Here is a 20071-nt window from a genome sequence, read left to right on the forward strand (position 1 = left end):
CGGGGCGGGAGCCGGCGCCCGGCCCGGTGGACGGGGGCACCGGTCCCGATGCGGGCCTGCCGGGCGGACAATGGGTGACATACCCGACGGGTCCGCGAGCCGGCCGGGCCGTGCCACGCCAGGGTGCGGCCACGGTGGCGCGGGCCGTGGGAGGAGGTAGCCGTGATCGTCCGGATCTGGGCCGCGCAGGTCCTGGCGGGGCACGTCGACCAGTTCTGCGCACTGCTGGTCTCCGAGGTGCTCCCGGGGCTGGCCGAGGCCGACGGGTGCCTGGGCGGGGAGGTGCTGCGGTCGATGACCGACGACGGCCACCGGGTGCTGGTGGTGACCCGGTGGCGGGACGAGGCGGCCCTGCGCGGTTACGCCGGCCCGATGTGGCGGATCCGGCCGGTGTGGGCCGAAGGGGAGCTGCGCTACCTGGTGCACCCGCCCGAGGTCACCCACTACCGGCCGCTGGCCACCGGCTGACCCGGCCGGCCCGTCCGCCGCCGCTCCCGCCTCTCGGCGGCCCGGCCGCCGTGCGGGCCACCGCCGTCGCCCGCTCCCGGAACCCGGCCCCCCGGCAGCAGTACCCCTGGCCTGCTTTCCCCTTCCTCCTTGCCCCCCTTCCCCCTTCCCCCTTCCCCCGGCCGCGCGACGGGCCCGCGCTGGCTACGCTCGAAGCGGGGACGGGAGGACCGCCGATGCCTGGGCTCCCCTTCGTCGGACGGGCCGACCTGCTGGCCGAGATCGGCGACGCGCTCGCCGACGCCCGGTCCGGGCACGGCGGCCTGGTCGCGCTGACCGGCGCCGCGGGCGCGGGCAAGACCCGGGTCGCGGAGGAGGCCGTGCGAGCCGCCGAGGACTTCCGGGTGCTCTGGGCCTGGTGCCCGCCCGGCGAGGCCGGCAGCGCGCTGCGCCCATGGTCGCAGCTGGCCCGCGAGCTGGCGGCGGGCACGGCCGCCTGCGGCCGGCTGGTCCGCGGCTCACCCGGACTGCGGGCGCTGATCGCCGGGCAAGGTCCGGCCGGGCCGCCGGCCGAAGGCGCACCCTCCGTCCGTGCCGCGGGTGGCGAGGGCGCGACCCCTGCGGCACCCCTCCTGGCCGCAGGTGCCGCTCCGGAGCCCGGCCTCGACCTCGCCCCGGACCTCGCCCCCGCCTCCGGCCTCGCCCCCGCCTCCGGCCTCGCCCCCGCCTCCGGCCTCGCCCCCGCCTCCGGCCTCGCCCCCGCCTCCGGCCTCGTGCCCGACCCCGGCCCGGCGGCCGCCCGGCTGCGGTTGGCCGGCGACGTGGCCGCACTGGTCCGGGCGGGTGCGGCCGCCGGGCCGCTGCTGCTGGTCGTCGACGATCTGCACGAGGCCGACGCCTCCTCCGTCACGCTGCTCCTGGAGCTGGCGGCGGCCGTCCGCACGGACCCGGTCCTGCTGCTGGCCACCGCCCGGGACGAGGATTCGGCCTGGCAGGGGCGGACGGCGGCGCTCGCGGCGCTGCTGCGCACCGCCCGATGCCTGCCGGTCGGACCGCTCGGCGAGCCGGAGGTCCGGGCGCTGGCCCGGGCCGCGACCGGCGGCAGGCCGGACCGGGCGTCGGTGCGCGAGCTGCTCGACCGGACCGGCGGCGACGCCTTCTTCGTCACCGAGCTGCTCAGGCGCCCCGGCGACGGCCCGGTGCCGGTGTCCGTCCGGGCCGCAGTGCAGGCGCGGGTCGCGGCGCTCGCGCCGGAGTGCGCACGAGTCCTGGGCGCGGCCTCCGCGCTCGGCGCCGCCTTCGACCTCGACGTGCTCGCCGAGGTCGCCGCGGTGCCGCTGGCGGAGCTGCGCCCGGTGCTCGGGCAGGCGGTGGACGCCGGACTGCTCACCCTGGCCGAGCCCGGCCGCGGCGCCTTCCGGCACCAGCTGACCCAGGAGGCCGTCCATGACGCGCTGCCCGTGGGGGAGCGGGCCCGGTGGCACCACCGGGCGGCGGAGGTGCTGGCCGGGCTCGCCGGGCGGGGGCGGGACGTGGGCCCGGCCGAGGTCGCCCACCAGCTTCTGCTGGCCGGCCCGGAGCACGCCCGGAGCGCCGCCGACTTCGCCCGCCGGGCCGGGGCGCGCGCGTACGGACTGCTGGCGTACGAGGACGCGGTGCGCTGGTACCAGGCCGCCGTCGCCGCCCTGGCCTCGGCCGGGGCGGCCGAGGCCCCGACCGCCGCCCCCGACCCCGACCCGTCCGTCGCCAGTCCATCCGCCCCTGATCCGTCCGCCCCCGTCCCGGAGCTCGCCGCCGTTCCGACCGCCGCCCCCGCTCCGGAGGCCGCCGAGCTGCTGGCCGAGCTGCTGGTCGACCTGGGGACGGCCCGGATCGGGGCGGGGGAGCGGGCGAAGGCCCGGGAGGACTTCCTGCGGGCCGCCGCGCTGGCCCGCCGCCGCGCCCGGCCGGACCTGCTGGCCAGGGCGGCCCTCGGGCTCGGCGCCGGCCCCGCCGGGTTCGAGGTGGGGCTGTTGGACCGCACCCAGCTCGACCTGCTGGCCGAGGCCAGGGCCGCCCTGCCCCCGGCGCGCGCCGACCTGCTCGCCGCGGTCGCCGCCCGGCTCTCGGTGGCGGCCACCCTGGTCGAGCCGGAGCAGGACCGGACCGCCCTCGCCGAGGAGGCGGTCCGTACGGCCCGGGCCGGCCGTGACGACCAGGCGCTCGCCTACGCGCTGGCCGCGCTCTGCGACGCCCGGGCCGGTCCGGCGTACTGCGCCGAACGCCTCGACCGGGCCACGGAGATCGTCCGGCTGGCCCGGCGGCTGCCCGACCCGTCCGCCGAACTGCTGGGCCGCCGGCTGCGGGTGGTCGCCCTGCTGGAGCTCGGCCGGGTGGCCGAGGCGGAGCAGGAGGTGCTGGCCTTCGACGTCACCGCGACCGCACTGGGGCAGCCGCTGCACGCCTGGTACGTCCCGCTCTGGCAAGGCATGCGCGCGCTGCTGGAGGGCCGGTTCGAGGACTGCCGGGGCGCCCTCGACCGGGTGGCCGTGCTCGGTCGGCGGGCCGGCAGCGAGAACGCGGAGCTGCTCGCCGCCACCCAGCGCTGGTGCCTGCTCGCCGAGACCGGTGACCGCGCGGGCATCCGGTCGCTGGCCGAACGGCTCTCGCTGCTGGACGTCTCCCTCGGCCTCTGGCCCCGGGTGACCAAGGCGCTGATCGCCGCCCAGCTGGGCGAGCCGGCGGAGGCCCGGCGGAGGCTGGCGGCCGTCGCGCCCCTGCTCGCGACCTCCCCCAGGGACAGCGAATGGCTGCCGATGCTGGCCCAGGCGGCGGAGGTCTTCGGCCTGACCGGCCCCGCCGCGGAGCTGGCGGGCCCGGCCCGGCAGCTCTACGACTGGCTGGCGCCGTACGCCGACCTGTTCGTGGTCGAGGGAATCGGTGCCGCCGTGCGCGGCCCGGTCCACCGCCACCTGGGGCTGCTGGCGGCCGCCCTCGGCGGGAGCGCCCCGGCCGAGCGGCACTTCACCGCCGCGCTGGCCGCCGCCCGGGCGGTCGGCGCGACCGGGCTGGCCGGGCGGATCGCCCAGGAGGCGGGTGCCCGCCCGCAGCCGGCCGGCGGCAACGTCTTCCGGCGCGCGGGGGAGGGCTGGGAGCTGTGCTTCGCCGGCCGTCAGGTCACGCTGGCCGACAGCAAGGGCCTGCACGACCTGGCCGTCCTGCTGGCCCGCCCCGGCCGGCCGGTGCCGGCCCTCGACCTCGTCACCGCGGGCGCCGGCCCGGCGGGCGCCCGCGCCGGGGACCGCGCCACGATCCCCGGCGCCAACCCCGACGGGCTCCATCCGCCGGGTGACACCGGGGAGTTGATCGACTCCACGGCGCGGCAGGCCTACCGGACCCGGCTCCGGGAGCTGGAGCAGGAGGAGACCGAGGCGGACCGGGACGGGGACGCCGACCGCTCGGCCCGGATCGCCGTCGAGCGCCAGGCCCTGGTCGGCCAGCTCTCCGCCGCGTACGGACTCGGCGGCCGGCCGCGCCGGACGGGCTCCGCCGCCGAGCGGGCCAGGACCACCGTGACGGCCCGGATCCGCGCCGCGCTCGACCGGATCACCCGCGCCCACCCGCCGCTGGGCCGGCACCTGGCCAACGCCGTCCGCACCGGCACGCTCTGCGTGTACGACCCCGAGTCACCGGTGGGCTGGCAGCTTTGACGGCACGGCCGGGGCGGGCTCCGGGCGGCCCCGGTGGTGCCTCACATCGTGCGCCCGGACCTCACGCCCCACCGGTGGAGGGGACCGGAACGGAACGAGGAGGCCCACCATGCCCCGCATCTCGAAGGCCGAGGCGGCGCTCGCCGTGGACGAGCCGATGATCGAAGGCCGCTACGCCGAACTGGACGGCTACACCGTCGGGTTCGAGACGCACAAGGCCGACCTGGACCCGGCGCCGCTGTTCGCCGGCCTGCCGCAGGACCGCTGCCAGAGCCCGCACTTCGGCCTGGTGGTGACCGGGAAGGTGGTCTACCGCTACCCGGACCACGACGAGGTCTTCCGGGCCGGCGACGCCTACCACGCCACCCCGGGCCACCTGCCGCTGCTCTTCGCCGGTACCGAGCTGATCGAGTTCAGCCCGACCGAGGCGCTGGAGCGGACCATGGCGGTGGTCGGGCGCAACCTGGACGCCGCGAAGGCGAGCGGCGCGCACGTCGGGAGCTGACCGATGACCCGGACCATGGAACCGACCGCGCCGACCGCGCCGGTCGCGCCGACCGCGCCGACCGAAACGATCGCACTGACCGCCGCGGGTCCGTTCGCCGGCCCCCGGCACCAGGAGGCCCTGCCGGACCTGCTGGTCACCTTCCTGGAGACCGGCAGCCCGCCGGCGGGCCTCTTCCGGCCCGACGTCTTCTGCGACCTCACGGTGCCGCAGTGGCGGCTGCAGGCCGCGGGCGTGCCGGGCCTGGTCGCCCTGCGCAAGGCCGGACACCCGGCCCCCGGCCTCGTCCCGCGCCGCCGGGTCGACCCGACCCCGACGGGGTTCGTGATCGAGCTGGAGGAGCGCTGGGAGCAGGACGGGCAGTCCTGGTACTGCCGGGAGTTGATGCGGGCGGACGTCGAGGACGGCATGATCGCCCGGATCTCCGTCTACTGCACCGGCGACTGGGACGCCGAGCAGCAGCGCCGGCACGGACGGGAGGTGGTGCTGCTCCGGCCCTGACCCCGCGCGGGCCCGTCCCCGGGCCCGTTCCCCGGCCGTCTCCCGGCTGCTCCCGCGGCCCGGCCCCCGGCCGTCCCCTCGGCTGTCGACCGCGCGGCCCATCACTGGCAGGATGGCGCGGAACGGGCCCGGATCCCCGCCGCCCACCCGCCCGCCCGGCAGCCGCCGCGTGCCCGGGGAGATCGCCGAGCCCCCGGCCGCCCCGGCCGGGCCCGGCGCCCCGGACGCGAACGGCGCCTGCCGCCGACGGCGACGCCCGCGCCGTCCCCCCGGAGGTCGACACCCGATGAGCAATCCCGCAGGCATCCCCGCCCCCACGCCCGTCGACGACCGGGTCAGCGGCCTCGGCGAGGGTCCGGTCTGGGACGTCCGCACCAACTCCCTGCGCTGGGTGGACATCCCGGCCGGGGTGGTGCACCACTCCGACGGCAGCTCGCGCCAACTGCCGCCGCCGGCCTCGGCGATCCTGCCGACCGTGGACGGCTGGGCGGCAGTGCTGCGCGACCGTGTGGTCGAGCTGGACGGTCAGGCGGTGGCGGCCGTGCCGCTCGGCGCCGCCGAGCGCTGCAACGACGCCAAGGCCGACCCGGCCGGCCGGGTCTGGGTCGGCACGATGTCCGGCGACGAGCGGCCGGGCGGGGCGGCCCTGCTGCGTCTGGACGGCGCGGTCGCCACCGAGGTGATCTCCGGGGCGACCATCGCCAACGGGCTGGGCTGGAGCCCGGACGCCCGCCGGATGTACTGGATCGACACCCCGACCCGGCGGATCGACGTCCTGGACTACGACCTCGCCGACGGCAGCGTCCGGGGCCGGCGCCCCTTCGTCGCGGTGGACCCGGACGCGGGCTGGCCGGACGGCCTCGCGGTGGACGCCGAGGGTGCGTTGTGGGTGGCCCTGTGGGGCGGCTCGGCCCTGCACCGCTACACCCCGGACGGGCGGCTGGACACCGTCCTGCCGATCGGCGCGGCCTGCCCGACCAGTTGCGCCTTCGGCGGCGAGGACCTCCGTACCCTGTACATCACCACCGCCCACCGCCCGGACGAGCAGGGGCGGTTCGCGCCCGACGCGGGCAAGCTGCACGCCGTCCGGGTACCCGTGCCCGGACCGCCGCCCACCCCGGCCGTGCTGCCCTGGGGCGCCGGCCTCCCGGCGGGGGCGACCGGCGGGGCGTAGGGCCCGTCCGGGAGCGGGCCGGGCGCCCGGCGCGCGTACCGGCGCATTCCCGCGGGGGGAGTGAAACAGCCCACAGTGAACGCCTCTCCCTGAGGGCGCGCGGATCATGGCACAATGACGGCAGTAGTAGCAGTGACGTTCAGCGCACTCCGGGGTCGGTGAAAATCCGAACCGGCGGTTACAGTCCGCGACCCGTCCGCAGCCAGCGAGCGGTTGACCAGGTGAGATTCCTGGACCGACGGTTAAAGTCCGGATGGGAGGCGTGCGCGACGGATCGAGCAGTGCCGTGGTCCCCCGGTGGACCGCGGGTGGTGTGCACAGGCAGAGCTCTCCCCGGCGAAGGCGCCGACGGAGCGGCTCCCGCAGGCGTACGCCCGTCCCTGTGCCGTTCCGTGTCATCTCCCCATGCCGCCCCGGAGTCCGCGCCCTATGCGCGAGGAGAACCCGGGTGTTCACCGGCATCATCGAAGAGCTCGGCGAGGTCGTCTCCATCGAGGAGATCGGCGACTCGTCGCGGATCCGCCTGCGTGGCCCGGTGGTCTGTCAGGGTGCGCACCACGGCGACTCCATCGCGGTCAACGGCGTCTGCCTGACCGTTGTCGACACCCCCGATCAACTGGCCGCCGAGAGCGGTGAGTTCACGGCCGACGTGATGGCCGAGACGCTGCACCGCTCCAGCCTCGGCGCGCTGCGCACCGGCTCCCCGGTCAACCTGGAGCGGGCCATGGCGCTCGGCGCCCGGCTCGGCGGTCACCTGGTGCAGGGTCATGTCGACGCCACCGGAGCCCTGTTGAGCCGCGAGCCCGGCGACCTCGACGCGGACGGCACCGTCCGCTGGGAGGTGCTGCGGTTCTCGCTGCCGCAGAGCATCTCGCGCTACCTGGTCGACAAGGGGTCCATCACGGTGGACGGCGTCAGCCTCACCGTGGTCGAGGCCGCCCGCGACAGCTTCACCGTCAGCCTGATCCCGGCCACCCTCGCGCTCACCACGCTCGGCGCCAAGGCGGTCGGCGACCCGGTGAACCTGGAGGTCGACGTCCTCGCCAAGTACGTCGAGCGGCTGCTCGACTCCCGTGCCCTGCCCGACACCATCGCGAAGGAAGCCCCGTGAACTGGCTGAGCGGCATAGCGTTCACCCTCTTCGGTGAGCCGGTGAAGTGGGCCGACATGATCGGCAACCTGTTCGGCCTGGTCGCGCTCGGCTTCGGCTGGCGCCGCTCGGTGTGGAGCTGGCCGCTGCAACTGCTCTCCGGCGCCGTGCTGATCGCCGCCTACTGGTCCGGCCACGTGCCCGGGCTGATCGGCAAACAGCTGATCGTCGTCGCCGCGGCGGTGTGGGGCTGGACCCGGTGGCGCCGGGGCCGGCAGGAGACCGGTGACATCACGGTCCGCTTCGCGAGCTGGACCGAGCGGGGGGCGCTGGTCGGCGCCACCGCGCTCGGCACCGCGGCCGTCACCTGGGCCTTCCTGCACATCACCGAGACGGTCTACCACCCCTGGGCGATGGCCTACATCTTCGTCGGCACCCTCGCCGCGATGTACGCGCAGGCCAGGGGCTGGGTGGAGTTCTGGCTCGCCTGGATCGCCGTCGACGTGGTCGGCGTCCCGCTGGCCTTCAACAGCGGCTTCGCCTTCACCGGTCTGACCTTCAGCATCTACTTCGTGCTGGTCCTGCTGGGCCTGCGCGCCTGGTGGCTGCGCACCCGTGACACCCGTCCCGCCACCGACACCGTCCTGCAGGGAGCATCCGCATGAGCACCCAGCCCGCCACCGACGACCTCGCCCTCGACCCCGTCGAGCGTGCGATCGCGGACATCGCCCTCGGCCGCCCGGTGATCGTGGTGGACGACGAGGACCGGGAGAACGAGGGCGACATCGTCTTCGCCGCCTCCGCCGCCACCCCCGAGCTGCTGGCCTTCACCATCCGCTACAGCTCCGGCGTGATCTGCGTCCCGATGACCGGCGAGGAGCTCGACCGCCTCAAGTTGCCGCCGATGACCCAGGTCAACGAGGACCGCAAGGGCACCGCCTACGCCGTCTCGGTCGACGCCCGCGACGGCGTGGACACCGGCATCTCGGCGGCGGACCGGGCCCGCACCGTCCGGCTGCTGGCCTCCGTCGGCACCGAGCCGGGCGACCTGACCCGCCCCGGGCACGTCTTCCCACTGCGCGCGGTCGAGGGCGGCGTCCTGGTGCGCCCCGGCCACACCGAGGCCTCCGTCGACCTGGCCCGGCTCGCCGGGCTGGCCCCGGCCGGCGCGATCGCCGAGGTGGTCAACGACGACGGCACCATGGCCCGGCTGCCCGAGCTGGTCGCCTTCGCCCGCGAGCACGGCCTCGCGATCATCTCCATCGAGGACCTGATCGCCTACCGCCGCCGCACCGAACTGCACGTCGACCGCGCCGCGGTCACCGCGCTGCCGACGGCCTACGGCGACTTCACCGCCGTCGGCTACCGCGGCACCCTGGACGGCATCGAGCACATCGCCCTGGTCGCGGGCGGCCTGGACGCCGACGGCAAGGTGCCCGACGGCGAGGGCCTGCTGGTCCGGGTCCACTCCGAGTGCCTCACCGGCGACGTGTTCGGCTCGCTGCGCTGCGACTGCGGCCCGCAGCTGCAGGCCTCGCTGGAGAAGGTCGCGGCGGCCGGCCGCGGCGTCGTGCTCTACCTGCGCGGCCACGAGGGCCGGGGCATCGGCCTGGCCCACAAGCTGCGCGCGTACGAGCTGCAGGAGCAGGGCCGGGACACCGTGGACGCCAATCTGGACCTCGGCCTGCCCGCCGACGGCCGGGACTACAGCATCGGCGCCCAGATGCTCACCGACCTGGGCGTGCGCTCGCTGACCCTGCTGACCAACAACCCGGACAAGATCGCCGCGCTCACCGAGCACGGCCTCAAGGTGAAGGGCCGCGAGCCCGTCCCCACCGTGCCCGGCGAGCACAACCTGGCCTACCTGCGCACCAAGCGCGACCGGATGGGTCACCAGCTGCCCTGGCTCGGCCAGGACTCCTGACAGCACCCCGCACCACCACCCACCACCACCGGACAGGAAGTACGAACGTGAGCGGCCACGGAGCCCCCGAGCTGACCCTGAAGAACTGCGCCGACCTGCGGGTCGCGGTGATCGCCGCCCAGTGGCACGAGCAGGTGATGGACGGACTGCTGGACGGCGCCCACCGGGCCCTGAAGGAGCTCGGCATCGAGGAGCCGACCGTCCTGCGGGTGCCCGGCACCTTCGAGCTGCCGGTCGCCGCCAAGCAGCTCGCCGAGCGCGGGTACGACGCCGTGGTCGCCCTCGGTGTGGTCATCCGGGGCGGCACCCCGCACTTCGACTACGTCTGCGAGGCCGCCACCCTCGGGCTGACCCAGGTCAGCGTGAACACCGGAGTGCCGGTCGGTTTCGGCGTGCTGACCTGCGACAACGAGGAGCAGGCGCTGGACCGCGCGGGCCTGCCCGGCTCCGCCGAGGACAAGGGCCACGAGGCCGTCACGGCCGCCGTGGCCACCGCCGCGGTGCTGCGCTCGGTCTCCGAGCCCTGGCGGTAGGTCCGGCCACCGTCCCGTGACGGCCACCGTCCCGTGACGGCGCCCTTCGCGTGACGGCCGGCACCCCGGCCCGGCGCCTCCGCCCTCCCTCCGGCACAGCGGCCGGGGGGAGGGCGTCGTCCAAGGCGGTGTCCACGGTCCGGGACCGTTTACCGTCCGTATGCCCGCAAGCCGTAAGGTGAGTCCATCATGGCTTCGAAGACATTCGAGGAGCTCTTCACCGAGCTCCAGCAGAAGGCCGCCACCGGCGACCCCTCGTCCTCCCGTACCGCGCAGCTCGTCCAGCAGGGCGTCCATGCGATCGGCAAGAAGGTCGTCGAGGAGGCCGCCGAGGTCTGGATGGCCGCCGAGTACCAGTCCGACCAGGAGACCGCGGAGGAGATCTCGCAGCTCCTCTACCACCTTCAGGTGATGATGGTCGCCAAGGGGCTGACGCTCGACGACGTGTACGCCCATCTCTAGACCGGGCCCGCGAACTCCGGGTACGGGCCGCCGCTGTGCGGCCCGTACCGCTGTACCGACCGAGTGACCAGCACCAAACCGCACCAGCCTCACCACCCGTGAGCCCTGCACCACCTGCACCACCCCTCACCCGCTACCTCAGCGAAGGATTCACCACTCATGCTGCGCATCGCCGTCCCCAACAAGGGTTCGCTCTCGGGTCCCGCGGCGGAGATGCTCCATGAGGCGGGCTACCGCCAGCGCAAGGACCCGAAGGAACTCGTCCTGGTCGACCCGAACAACGAGGTCGAGTTCTTCTTCCTGCGCCCGCGCGACATCGCCGTCTACGTCGGCTCCGGCCGCCTGGACGTCGGCATCACCGGCCGCGACCTGCTGCTCGACTCGGCCTCCAACGCGGAGGAGGTGCTCGCGCTCGGCTTCGGCGGCTCGACCTTCCGCTTCGCCCGCCCCGAGGGCCTGGACGTCGAGAACGTGAAGGGCCTGGAGGGCCTGCGGATCGCCACCTCCTACACCGGGCTGGTGCAGCAGCACCTGGCCGACCACGGGGTGAAGGCCACCGTCACCAAGCTCGACGGCGCCGTGGAGACCGCCGTCCAGCTGGGCGTCGCCGACGTGATCGCGGACGTCGTGGAGACCGGCACCAGCCTGCGCAACGCCGGCCTGGAGGTCTTCGGCGACCCGATCCTGGTCTCGGACGCCGTGGTGATCCGCCCCAAGGGCGCCGGTGAGGACAGCCGCGTCGAGCAGTTCCTGCGCCGCCTGCAGGGTGTCCTGGTGGCCCGCCGCTACGTGCTGATGGACTACGACATCCGGGCCGAGTCCGTCAGCGCCGCCGTGGCGCTCACCCCGGGCCTGGAGTCGCCGACCGTCTCGCCGCTGCACACCGAGGGCTGGGTGGCCGTCCGCTCGATGGTGCTCCGCAAGGAGGCCCAGCGGATCATGGACGACCTCTGGAGCATCGGCGCCCGGGCCATCCTGGTGACCAACATCCACGCCTGCCGGCTCTGAGAGCGACCCGCTCGACCGATCGAACCACGGGCGGGGACGCGAGCGTCCCCGCCCGTGCTCTCTGGAGACACCGTGCTCCGTCTGGAGACCCCGTGAGCGCCCCCGTCCAGCTCCCCGTCACCTGGTTCCCGCGCCGCACCCGCGCGGTGCTGCTGCCGGTCAGCGCCCTGCTGGTGGTCATGTTCAGCGTGATCGCGGTCGCGCTGCCGGCCAACTGGCAGCTCAACGACCGGGTGGCGATGGTCGTCAGCGGGCTGGTCTTCGCCGGCGCCGGCCTGATGCTGGCCCGCCCCAAGGTGTCCGCCGACGCCGAGGGCGTCACGGTGGTCAACTTCGTCCGCAAGCGCCGGCTCGCCTGGGCCGAGATCGTCCGGGTGAACTTCCGCCAGGGCGACCCCTGGGCCAGCCTCGACCTGGCCGACGGCACCTCGCTGGCCGCCGTCGGCATCCAGGCGGGCGTCGGCCACCAGCAGGCGGTCGGCGCCGCCCGCGCCCTGCGTGACCTGGTCGAGAGCCACGGCCGGGCGCACGCCGAGGCCTGAGCGCCGGGCGCACCGCCCCACCGGCCACCCGGCCGACGACCCGGCCGACGACCCGGCCGGTTCGGCGGATCGCGGGCACGCCGCCGGATCGAACAAGATCCTTATACTCGTACGGGTATCGTCTACGCTGGTAAAAGCAGGGCAAAGCCCTGCCCTGTCCGCCCGCGACCAGAGGAGTGACACCTCCCCTCGATGGACGATCCGTCCGGTAGTACCGACGCCGCCCCACTTCCGACCGCCGGAAGGCAGGCGGCACTGTGATCACCGCCTGGCTGCTGCTGTTCGCGGCCCTGCTGCTCATCCTCGCCAACGGCCTTTTCGTGGCCGCCGAATTCGCCTTCGTGACGGTCGAGCGCGGTGCGGTCGACCGCGCCGCCGAGGCCGGGGACCCGAAGGCCCGCCGGATCAGCCACGGGCTGCGGCACCTCTCCTTCCAGCTCTCCGGCGCCCAGCTCGGCATCACCGTCACCTCGCTGGTGGTCGGCATGCTCGCCGAGCCGGCCCTGTCCGTCCTGCTCAGCCCCCCGCTGACCGCCGTCGGCGTACCGGAGTCGGCCGCCCGCGGCGTCGCCGTGATCGTCGGCATGGTGCTGGCCACCGTGCTGCAGATGGTGATCGGCGAACTCGTCCCGAAGAACTGGGCGATCTCCCACCCGATGCAGGTGGCCCGCGCGGTCGCCGCCCCGCACATGGCCTTCTCCGCCGTCTGCCGCCCGCTGATCAGCCTGCTGAACGGCGCCGCCGACCGGACGGTCCGGGCGCTGGGCGTCGAACCGCAGGAGGAGCTGGGCCACGCCCGCACCCCCGCCGAACTGGTCTCGCTGGCCCGCCACTCGGCCAGGGCCGGTGTCCTGGACGAGGAGTCGGCGACGCTCTTCGTGCGGACCCTCGGCCTCGGCGACCTCACCGCCCAGAGCGTGATGACCCCGCGCGTCGACGTCGCCGCCCTCCAGCGCGACGCCAGCGCCGCGGACGTCCTCAACCTCACCCGGGCCACCGGCCTGTCCCGGTTCCCGGTCTACGCCGACAGCCTGGACGAGGTCACCGGCACCGTGACGCTCAAGGACGCGCTCGCCGTCCCGCACGAGCACCGCGGCGGCGTCCGGGTGGCCGACCTCGCGACGGCGCCGCTGCTGGTGCCCGAGACGCTGCCCGCGGAGGCGCTGCTCGACCAGCTGCGCCGCCAGCAGCCGATGGCCATCGTGGTGGACGAGTACGGCGGCACCGCCGGCGTGGTCACCATCGAGGACATCGTCGAGGAGATCGTCGGCGAGGTCCAGGACGAGCACGACCCGGAGGACACCCCCGAGCTGGTCCCCCTGCCGCCCGTCGACGGACTGCCCGCCTGGGCGGCCGACGGCAAGGCCCGGATCGACCAGCTGGAGGGCATCGGGCTGCACGCCCCCGAGGGCCCGTACGAGACCCTGGCCGGCCTGGTCGCCGACCTGCTGGGCAAGCTGCCCGACCCCGGTGAGACGGCCGAGCTGCCCGGCTGGCGGCTGACCGTGGAGAACGTCGACCGGCACCGGACGACCAAGGTCCGGGTCGAGCGCACCACCGAGCACCGCCACGACGAGGACGAGACCCGATGACCGCGCTCCAACTGGCCGCCGCACTCCTGCTGCTGCTGGGCAACGCCTTCTTCGTCGGCGCCGAGTTCGCCGTCATCTCGGTGCGGCGCAGCCAGATCGAACCGCTCGCCGAGGCGGGCAACAAGCGGGCCCGCACCGTGCTGCACGCGCTGTCCAACGTCTCCGCGATGCTGGCCGCAGCGCAGCTGGGCATCACCGTCTGCTCGCTGGGCCTCGGCGCGCTCGCCGAGCCCACCATCGCGCACCTGGTCGAGGGGCCGTTCCACGCGATGGGCGTCCCCCAGAGCCTGATGCACCCGCTCTCGTACGGGCTGGCGCTGGCCGTGGTGGTCTTCCTGCACATGGTGATGGGCGAGATGGTGCCGAAGAACCTGGCGCTGGCCGGCCCCGAGAAGGCCGCGCTGGTGCTCGGCCCGCCGCTGGACCGGCTGGCCCGGGTGCTGGCCCCCGTGATCAGCTTCCTGAACGCCTTCGCCAACGGCATCCTGAAGCTCTTCAAGGTGGAGGCCAAGGACGAGGTCGCGTCGGTCTTCACCACCGAGCAGCTGATGTACCTGCTGCTCGACTCCCGGGACGCCGGCCTGCTCGACGTCGACCGCCAGGAGCGCCTGGAGGACGCGCTGGAGCTGGGCCACCGCCCGGTCACCGACGTGGTGCTGCCGCCCGAACAACTGGTCACCGTCGGCACCAAGGTGACCGCCGCCGAGATCGAGCAGCTGGCCGTCCGCACCGGCTTCTCGCGCTTCCCCGTGGTCGACGGCGACGTCGCCGGCAACGGGTTCCTCGGCTACCTGCACCTCAAGGACATCCTGGACGTCGAGGACCCGTCCGCGCCCGTGCCGGCCCGGCTCTGGCGGCCGATCACCGTGGTGCGCGGCAGCCTGCCGCTGGACGACGCGCTCGGTGCGATGCGCCGGGCCGCCTCGCACCTGGCCGCCGTGGTCGACGCCGAGGGCCGCACCCTCGGCCTGATCGCCCTGGAGGACGTGGTCGAGGAGCTGGTCGGCGAGGTGCACGACCCGGACCACCGCCCCGCCGCGGCGTAGCGGCGGGCGGGCGGCCACCGGGCCGCGGGCCGGGCGGGCCGGGGGACACACGCGTGATCGTTCCCCGGCCGGCCCGGCCCCGTTCTCGCCGTGCGCCCGCGCCGGCTCGTCCGGCGGCAGGCCGGATCGGGCGGCCGAGCCCGGCCCCGTGCCGCCGTCAGGCCTCCGCCGCGCCGCCGCGGCCGTCGATCAGCTCGCCGTACGCCTGGACCAGGTCGGGCAGGCGCAGGGTGGCCAGGTCCTCCCGGCTCGGCTGCCCGCCGGTGAGGGAGAGCCGCAGGTCGCGGTAGGCGCAGGACTTCTCGTACAGGGTGCGGATGAAGCGGCCGTTGCCGAGGTCGTCGATCCAGCCCTCCCGGACCACGTGCCCGCAGATGCTGGAGAGCTCTTCGGTGGCGTCCTCGTCCCAGCCGTCGCCGTCCCGGCCGGCCAGCGCGGCGCCGATCGCGGTGAGTTCGGCGGGCCGGTAGCTGGGGAAGTCCACCCGGGTGGTGAAGCGGGAGTTGAGGCCGGGGTTGGTGGACAGCAGCCGGTTCATCCCCTCCGGGTAGCCGGCCAGGATCACCACCAGCCGGTCCCGGTTGTCCTCGGCCCGCTTCAGCAGCACCTGCAGGGCCTCGTCGCCGTAGGCGTCGCCCTTGCTGTAGCCGGAGTTGGAGAGGCTGTAGGCCTCGTCTATGAAGAGCACGCCGTCCAGCGCGGAGTCGATCAGCTCGTTCGCCTTGACGGCGGTCTGGCCGAGGAACTCGCCCACCAGGTCGGCCCGCTGGGCCTCCACCAGGTGGTTGCCGGAGAGCAGACCGAGCGAGTGGAACACCCGGCCCAGGATCCGGGCCACCGTGGTCTTGCCGGTGCCGGAGGGTCCGGAGAAGACGAAGTGACGTTTCGGCGGCTGGACCGGCAGGCCCTCACCGGCCCGCAACCGGGACATCCGCAACTGCGCCGACAGCGCCCGGACCTGGCGCTTCACCGGGTCCAGTCCGACCATCCGCTCCAGCGCGTCCAGTGCGGCGTCCAGTTCCTGCCGGCTGCCGGAGCGGCCGGGGGAGGCGCGGTGGGCCGGCACCGCCTGCGAGCCGACGGCGCGTCCGGGGAGGAACAGGGTGGCCGCCGGACCGCTCTCGCCCGGTGCGGCGGACCCGGAGCCGGTACGGGCCCCGGTGCCCTGCGGCGCGGGCCCCTCCAGGCCGCCCGGACCCTCGAACCCGCCCGGGCCCGGGAACCCGCCCGGCCCGTCGAACCCGCCCGGCCCCTGGAACGACCCCGGTCCCTCGAACACCGTCGCCCCGGAACGCGGTTCGGGCCCGGCGCCGCCCTCCGCCCCCGGTCTCGGGCCGCCCGGCACCGGTCCTACGGCCGGGCCGGCCGTCGCCTGCGGGCCGGCGCCCTGTCCCGCATCCGGGGCCTCCTCGACGCCCTCCGGCGGGCCGAAGCCCTCGTCCACCGTGAAGCCGGCCGGCAGTCCGCCCGCGAAGTCGCCGCGGAATCCGGCCGGGATGTCCGCCGGCGGCTCGCCCGGGTAGTCCGCGGTGAAGCCGGCCCCGGGTTCCACCGGGCGGCCGGCCCCGGGCCCCGCGGCGTACCCGACCGGGAGGTCCTCCTGGGTCTCGTAGTCCCCGCCGTACCCCGCCGCGGCCCCGAAGCCGTCGGCCGCCCCCAGCTCCTCCGCCGGGTCGTAGGCCTCGTCGGTGCCGAAGCCGGCCACCGGGCCGGTCTCGCGCCCCGCACCCGCTCCGCCGCCCGCTGCCGGTCCGCTGCCGACGACGCCCTCCAGCAGCGCGTCCACCAGCCCGTCCTCGGCGGAGATCGCCGTCAGCCGGGCGGCGGTGTCCATGAAGGCCGGGTCGGCCCGGTGCACCGCGCGGTACAGCGGCAGGGCGGCGGCGCTGCGTCCGGCGCCCTCGTAGGCCCGGGCCAGCCAGTAGCGCAGCTCCTTGCGCTGCGGCTGTTCGGAGCGGCAGCGGGCCAGCGAGGCCGCCAGCGGGCCCTGGGCCTGCGCGCACATGTCCAGCCGCACCCGCGCCATCCCGCCGAACAGGCCGGCCTCGATGCCGAGCAGCGGGTCGTCCAGCAGCCGGTCGGTGTCCCGGATCAGCTGCTCCCAGTCCTTCAACAGGTAGGAGCGGCAGGCGTGCAGGAAGCGCACCGAGGGGTCCTCGCCGGGCGGCGGGCACTGGGCCAGGGCGGTGTCGAGTTCGGTGAGGTGGCGCCCGTCGAGCCAGTGCGAGGCGTGGGCGAGGGCCAGGTCGCGGGCGTCCTCCAGCACCGGCTGGACCCACCAGCCCAGCCAGTACCAGGAACTGAGCGGTCGTCGGTGCCGGCTGCGCTGCTCGCCGAAGCGCTTGCGGTGCCGGTGCATCGCCAGCAGGGCGCCCGAGGTGTCGCAGCGCAGGGCGTGCAGGCCGAGCCAGGCGTCGGCCATGCCCGGGTCGAGGCGCACCGCCGCCCGGAACTCCTCCTCCGCGCGCGCGTACGCGCCGGCCGTGTAGGCGTCCATCGCCCGCAGCCAGGCGCGGTCGGCGAGCCTGCCGGGGCCCCCACCCGCGTTGTTGCTGTCGGAACTCTCCACCGTCGTCACTCACGCCCCCCGCGGTGTGCATCGGAGCTCGGCCGGCTGCATGGTTCGCCGGTGGAGAGAGCCCCCGGGGCGCATATGCGCCTGCCAGGAATCGTACCGGCGCGGAGCTGATCCGGAAGGGTGCCGCGCCAGGTCAAATCCAAACGGCGCGCGGCTCGTTGGGGTACGGGGAAAGGAGAACGGCATCTCCGGCTCACGGGGGAACAAGCCGGAGATGCCGTGTCTGTGGTTGCGCGATCAACAATCTCGCAACGAGAGAAAACCTAGTTCCCTGCGACGGCCCAGGTCAAGGGAGGTTTGGCAGCTCACCGAGGGTGCCGGAGGCGATCCGTCCGGTTACTCCGTCCACCCTGCTGTCGGCGTACGGACGGCTCGGGTCGGCGGCGAAGTGCTCCTGCTCCGCCCGCGCCCAGCCGACCCAGAATCCGGCCAGTTCCGGGCCGTCCCGGAGCTCCCCGCGCCGCCGCGCGGCCGCCGCGTCCAGCTCCATCCAGACCAGCCCGGCCAGCCACGGCCGCACCGCCCGCCGGCCGGCGCCCACGCCCTCCACCAGCACCACCGGCGCCGCCGGTACCGTCCGGGTGCCCTCGAACCGGCGCAGCGTCCAGTCGTACACCCGGTGCCGGGCCTCCCGGCCGGCGGCCAGCGGTTCCAGGACCTCGCGCCGCAGCCGCTCCGTCCACCCGAACGGCTCGGCGTGCGTCGCCAGGTCGTCCAGATGGACCACCGGCGCACCGCCGAGCGCAGCGGCCAGCCGGCCGGCGAAGGTGGTCTTGCCGGACCCGGCGTGGCCGTCCACCCCGATCAGCCGCACCGGCCCGCAGGACGGCGGCGCGGCGGCGAGCCGCGCCGCGAGCTCGCTCAGCCCCGGGTCACCCTCCCGACCAGCACCTTCAGTCACGGCCATCACTGTACGGGCGCCCTCGCGGCCGTGCGGACGGTGATCCGCCGCCGGCCGTGACGGCCGGGCCCGGATCGGGCATACTCACATCGCCAGACATGTGAACGACCGTTCACCGCGACCCGGTGACGGTCGGGCCGACCTGCCACACCCGTGCCGTGCCCGCCACCTCTGGGCCCGGCGCCCGATCGAGGAGGCGACCAACCGCCATGAGCCCCGCACCCGCGAAACCTGTGGACCGCCAGCTCCCCAGCGACGAGGCCCGAGAGCTCCTGAGCCTCACCCGGGACCTGGTCCAGCGCGAGCTCGCCCCGCGCGCAGCCGGGGACGAGGCGGCCGACCGCTTCCCCCGCGAGGTCTTCCGCACGCTCGGTGAGGCGGGCCTGCTCTCCCTCCCGTACGGCGAGGAGCACGGCGGTGGCGACCAGCCCTACGAGGTCTACCTGCAGGTCCTGGAGGAGCTCGCGGCTGGCTGGCTGGCCGTGGGCCTCGGCGTCAGCGTCCACACCCTCTCCTGCCACGCCCTGGCCACCTTCGGCACCGACGAGCAGCGCGCCGCCTGGCTGCCCGCGATGCTCGGCGGCGAGCAGCTGGGCGCCTACTGCCTCTCCGAGCCGCAGTCCGGCTCCGACGCCGCCGCCCTGCGCACCCGCGCGGAGCTCGACGGCGAGCAGTACGTGGTCAGCGGCACCAAGGCGTGGATCACCCACGGCGGCCAGGCCGACTTCTACAGCGCCCTGGTGCGCACCGGTGAGGACGGCCCGCGCGGCATAAGCTGCCTGCTCGTCCCGGCCGGCAGCGCGGGCCTGTCCGCGGCGCCGCCCGAGCACAAGATGGGCATGCGCTCCTCGCCCACCGCCCAGGTGCACTTCGACGGTGTGCGGGTCGGCCGCGAGCGCCTGATCGGCACCGAGGGCCAGGGCTTCCAGATCGCGCTCTCCGCGCTGGACTCCGGACGCCTCGGCATCGCCGCCTGTGCGATCGGCGTCGGCCAGGCCGCCCTCGACCTCGCCGTCGACTACGCCGGCAGCCGCCGCCAGTTCGGCCGGCGGATCGCCGACTTCCAGGGTCTGTCGTTCATGCTGGCCGACATGGCCACCCAGCTGGAGGCCGGCCGCTCGCTCTACCTCGCCGCCGCACGGCGCCGCGACGCCGGGCTCTCCTTCTCCAAGGAGGCGGCGATGGCCAAGCTGTTCTGCACCGACGCCGCGATGCGGGTCACCACCGACGCCGTCCAGGTGCTCGGCGGGTACGGGTACACCCAGGACTTCCCGGCCGAGCGGTACATGCGCGAGGCCAAGGTGCTGCAGATCGTCGAAGGCACCAACCAGATCCAGCGCCTGGTGATCGGCCGCCACCTCACCGGCGGCTGAAGCCGCGGGAACTGACGATTCGTCGGGCGACGCGAACCGTCGGCCGGCGGACCGTCCGGTCCGGCCGCCGTCCCGTCTCGACGGTGGGGCGCCGGACGGTACGTGTCCCGTGGGTGCGGTGGTGCGGAGTGCCGCCGGGTCAGCGGCGGGCGAGCTGCGCCGCCGGGCGGCGACCGGCCTGCGCGGGGCGGACCGCCGCCGGGCGGGAGGCGGTGCGCTGGGCCGGCACCGCGTCCGGGGCGGCCGGCGCCACCGGCGGCGCGCCGGCGACCTTCACCGGGCTGTGCGCCACGGCGTGCGAGAACGGCTGGGTGCGCCAGTCCAGGGCGGCGGGCAGGGCCAGCAACCCCTCCAGGCCGGCCGCGACGCTGTCCTCCGGGGCGTCGATCTCGGCCAGGTCGTCCGCGGGCGCGCCCGAACCGGCGCACAGCGCGGGGGAGAAGGGGTGCCAGGCGGTCGGCAGGACCGCGTGCTGCGGGAGCCGCTCCTCGTCGCCCAGCAGGGCGATCGGGCGGTCGCACTCGGGGCAGTGCACCCGGATGATCTCCCAGGTGTCGGCCTCGCCGGGGTCCGTCCCCGGGGTCGGGCCGTACGAGACCGCGAAGGTGTCGCGGTCGTTCGTATCGTGGGTGTCGTCCGCGCTCAGCGAGCGCTCGTCAACGGCAGACATGGTGATCCCCCTCGGATCGGGCCGGCCTGGTCGGCC

18 protein-coding genes and 1 riboswitch are annotated in these 20071 nt (G+C 75.3%); of the genes, 15 read left to right on the forward strand and 3 right to left on the reverse strand.

Annotation, left to right across the window (positions count from 1 at the left end; genetic code table 11):
- The first annotated feature begins 162 nt into the window (after positions 1-162).
- From J2S46_RS34325 to J2S46_RS34390, 14 genes are all read left to right on the forward strand, one after another.
- Positions 163-468 carry an antibiotic biosynthesis monooxygenase family protein gene (locus J2S46_RS34325; RefSeq protein WP_191290252.1) on the forward strand — a complete coding sequence of 102 codons (306 nt, stop codon included), beginning with the start codon at positions 163-165 and terminating at the stop codon, positions 466-468.
- A gap of 215 nt (positions 469-683) precedes the next feature.
- On the forward strand, positions 684-4136 hold the full coding sequence (locus J2S46_RS34330; protein ID WP_307352192.1) for an AAA family ATPase: 3453 nt from the start codon (positions 684-686) through the stop codon (positions 4134-4136).
- A gap of 109 nt (positions 4137-4245) precedes the next feature.
- Entirely contained in the window at positions 4246-4641 is a 396-nt protein-coding gene (locus tag J2S46_RS34335; RefSeq protein WP_191290254.1) for a cupin domain-containing protein, read from the forward strand.
- 3 nt (positions 4642-4644) lie between these two features.
- Complete coding sequence (locus J2S46_RS34340; protein ID WP_229912742.1) at positions 4645-5142, forward strand: hypothetical protein; 498 nt, start codon at positions 4645-4647, stop codon at positions 5140-5142.
- Positions 5143-5428: 286 nt separating this feature from the next.
- Entirely contained in the window at positions 5429-6316 is an 888-nt protein-coding gene (locus J2S46_RS34345; RefSeq protein ID WP_191290255.1) for an SMP-30/gluconolactonase/LRE family protein, read from the forward strand.
- A 141-nt stretch (positions 6317-6457) separates the two neighbouring features.
- Positions 6458-6585: riboswitch (FMN riboswitch) on the forward strand.
- 179 nt (positions 6586-6764) lie between these two features.
- Positions 6765-7427, forward strand: a complete 663-nt coding sequence (locus tag J2S46_RS34350) for a riboflavin synthase (RefSeq protein WP_191290256.1) — start codon at positions 6765-6767, stop codon at positions 7425-7427.
- A 56-nt stretch (positions 7428-7483) separates the two neighbouring features.
- Positions 7484-8071, forward strand: coding sequence for a nicotinamide mononucleotide transporter family protein (locus tag J2S46_RS34355; protein ID WP_079197344.1), 588 nt, complete (start codon positions 7484-7486; stop codon positions 8069-8071).
- Positions 8068-9330, forward strand: a complete 1263-nt coding sequence (locus tag J2S46_RS34360) for a bifunctional 3,4-dihydroxy-2-butanone-4-phosphate synthase/GTP cyclohydrolase II (RefSeq protein WP_191290257.1) — start codon at positions 8068-8070, stop codon at positions 9328-9330. The genes J2S46_RS34355 and J2S46_RS34360 overlap by 4 nt, the downstream gene beginning before the upstream one ends.
- A 47-nt stretch (positions 9331-9377) precedes the next feature.
- Positions 9378-9863 carry a 6,7-dimethyl-8-ribityllumazine synthase gene (gene ribH / locus J2S46_RS34365; RefSeq protein ID WP_073921289.1) on the forward strand — a complete coding sequence of 162 codons (486 nt, stop codon included), beginning with the start codon at positions 9378-9380 and terminating at the stop codon, positions 9861-9863.
- A 189-nt stretch (positions 9864-10052) separates the two neighbouring features.
- A complete protein-coding gene (locus tag J2S46_RS34370; protein WP_073921288.1) occupies positions 10053-10325 on the forward strand; it encodes a phosphoribosyl-ATP diphosphatase in 273 nt (90 codons plus the stop codon).
- A 159-nt stretch (positions 10326-10484) separates the two neighbouring features.
- Positions 10485-11333: an ATP phosphoribosyltransferase gene (gene hisG / locus J2S46_RS34375; RefSeq protein ID WP_073921287.1), complete on the forward strand. Its 849-nt coding sequence runs from the start codon at positions 10485-10487 to the stop codon at positions 11331-11333.
- A gap of 92 nt (positions 11334-11425) precedes the next feature.
- The gene (locus tag J2S46_RS34380) at positions 11426-11875 is read left to right on the forward strand and encodes a PH domain-containing protein (protein ID WP_229912743.1); all 450 of its coding nucleotides are present in this window, start codon (positions 11426-11428) and stop codon (positions 11873-11875) included.
- Positions 11876-12132: 257 nt separating this feature from the next.
- Entirely contained in the window at positions 12133-13467 is a 1335-nt protein-coding gene (locus J2S46_RS34385) for a hemolysin family protein (RefSeq protein WP_191290258.1), read from the forward strand.
- Positions 13464-14513, forward strand: coding sequence for a hemolysin family protein (locus J2S46_RS34390; RefSeq protein WP_191290259.1), 1050 nt, complete (start codon positions 13464-13466; stop codon positions 14511-14513). Before J2S46_RS34385 ends, J2S46_RS34390 begins: the two co-directional genes overlap by 4 nt.
- Positions 14514-14670: 157 nt before the next feature.
- On the opposite strand, the gene J2S46_RS34395 is transcribed toward J2S46_RS34390, so the two are convergent.
- Entirely contained in the window at positions 14671-17010 is a 2340-nt protein-coding gene (locus J2S46_RS34395; RefSeq protein WP_229912768.1) for an AAA family ATPase, read from the reverse strand.
- Between the two features lie 367 nt (positions 17011-17377).
- Positions 17378-17992: a uridine kinase family protein gene (locus J2S46_RS34400; protein ID WP_370882278.1), complete on the reverse strand. Its 615-nt coding sequence runs from the start codon at positions 17990-17992 to the stop codon at positions 17378-17380.
- Between the two features lie 209 nt (positions 17993-18201).
- Here J2S46_RS34400 and J2S46_RS34405 point away from each other — a divergent pair, with 209 nt between their 5' ends.
- Positions 18202-19365, forward strand: a complete 1164-nt coding sequence (locus J2S46_RS34405) for an acyl-CoA dehydrogenase family protein (protein ID WP_191290261.1) — start codon at positions 18202-18204, stop codon at positions 19363-19365.
- Positions 19366-19504: 139 nt separating this feature from the next.
- Here the strand turns inward: J2S46_RS34405 and J2S46_RS34410 are convergent, their stop codons facing one another.
- On the reverse strand, positions 19505-20035 hold the full coding sequence (locus J2S46_RS34410) for a hypothetical protein (RefSeq protein ID WP_191290262.1): 531 nt from the start codon (positions 20033-20035) through the stop codon (positions 19505-19507).
- Between the last annotated feature and the right edge of the window lie 36 nt (positions 20036-20071).

This window comes from Kitasatospora herbaricolor (genome assembly GCF_030813695.1).
Classification (GTDB): domain Bacteria; phylum Actinomycetota; class Actinomycetes; order Streptomycetales; family Streptomycetaceae; genus Kitasatospora; species Kitasatospora herbaricolor.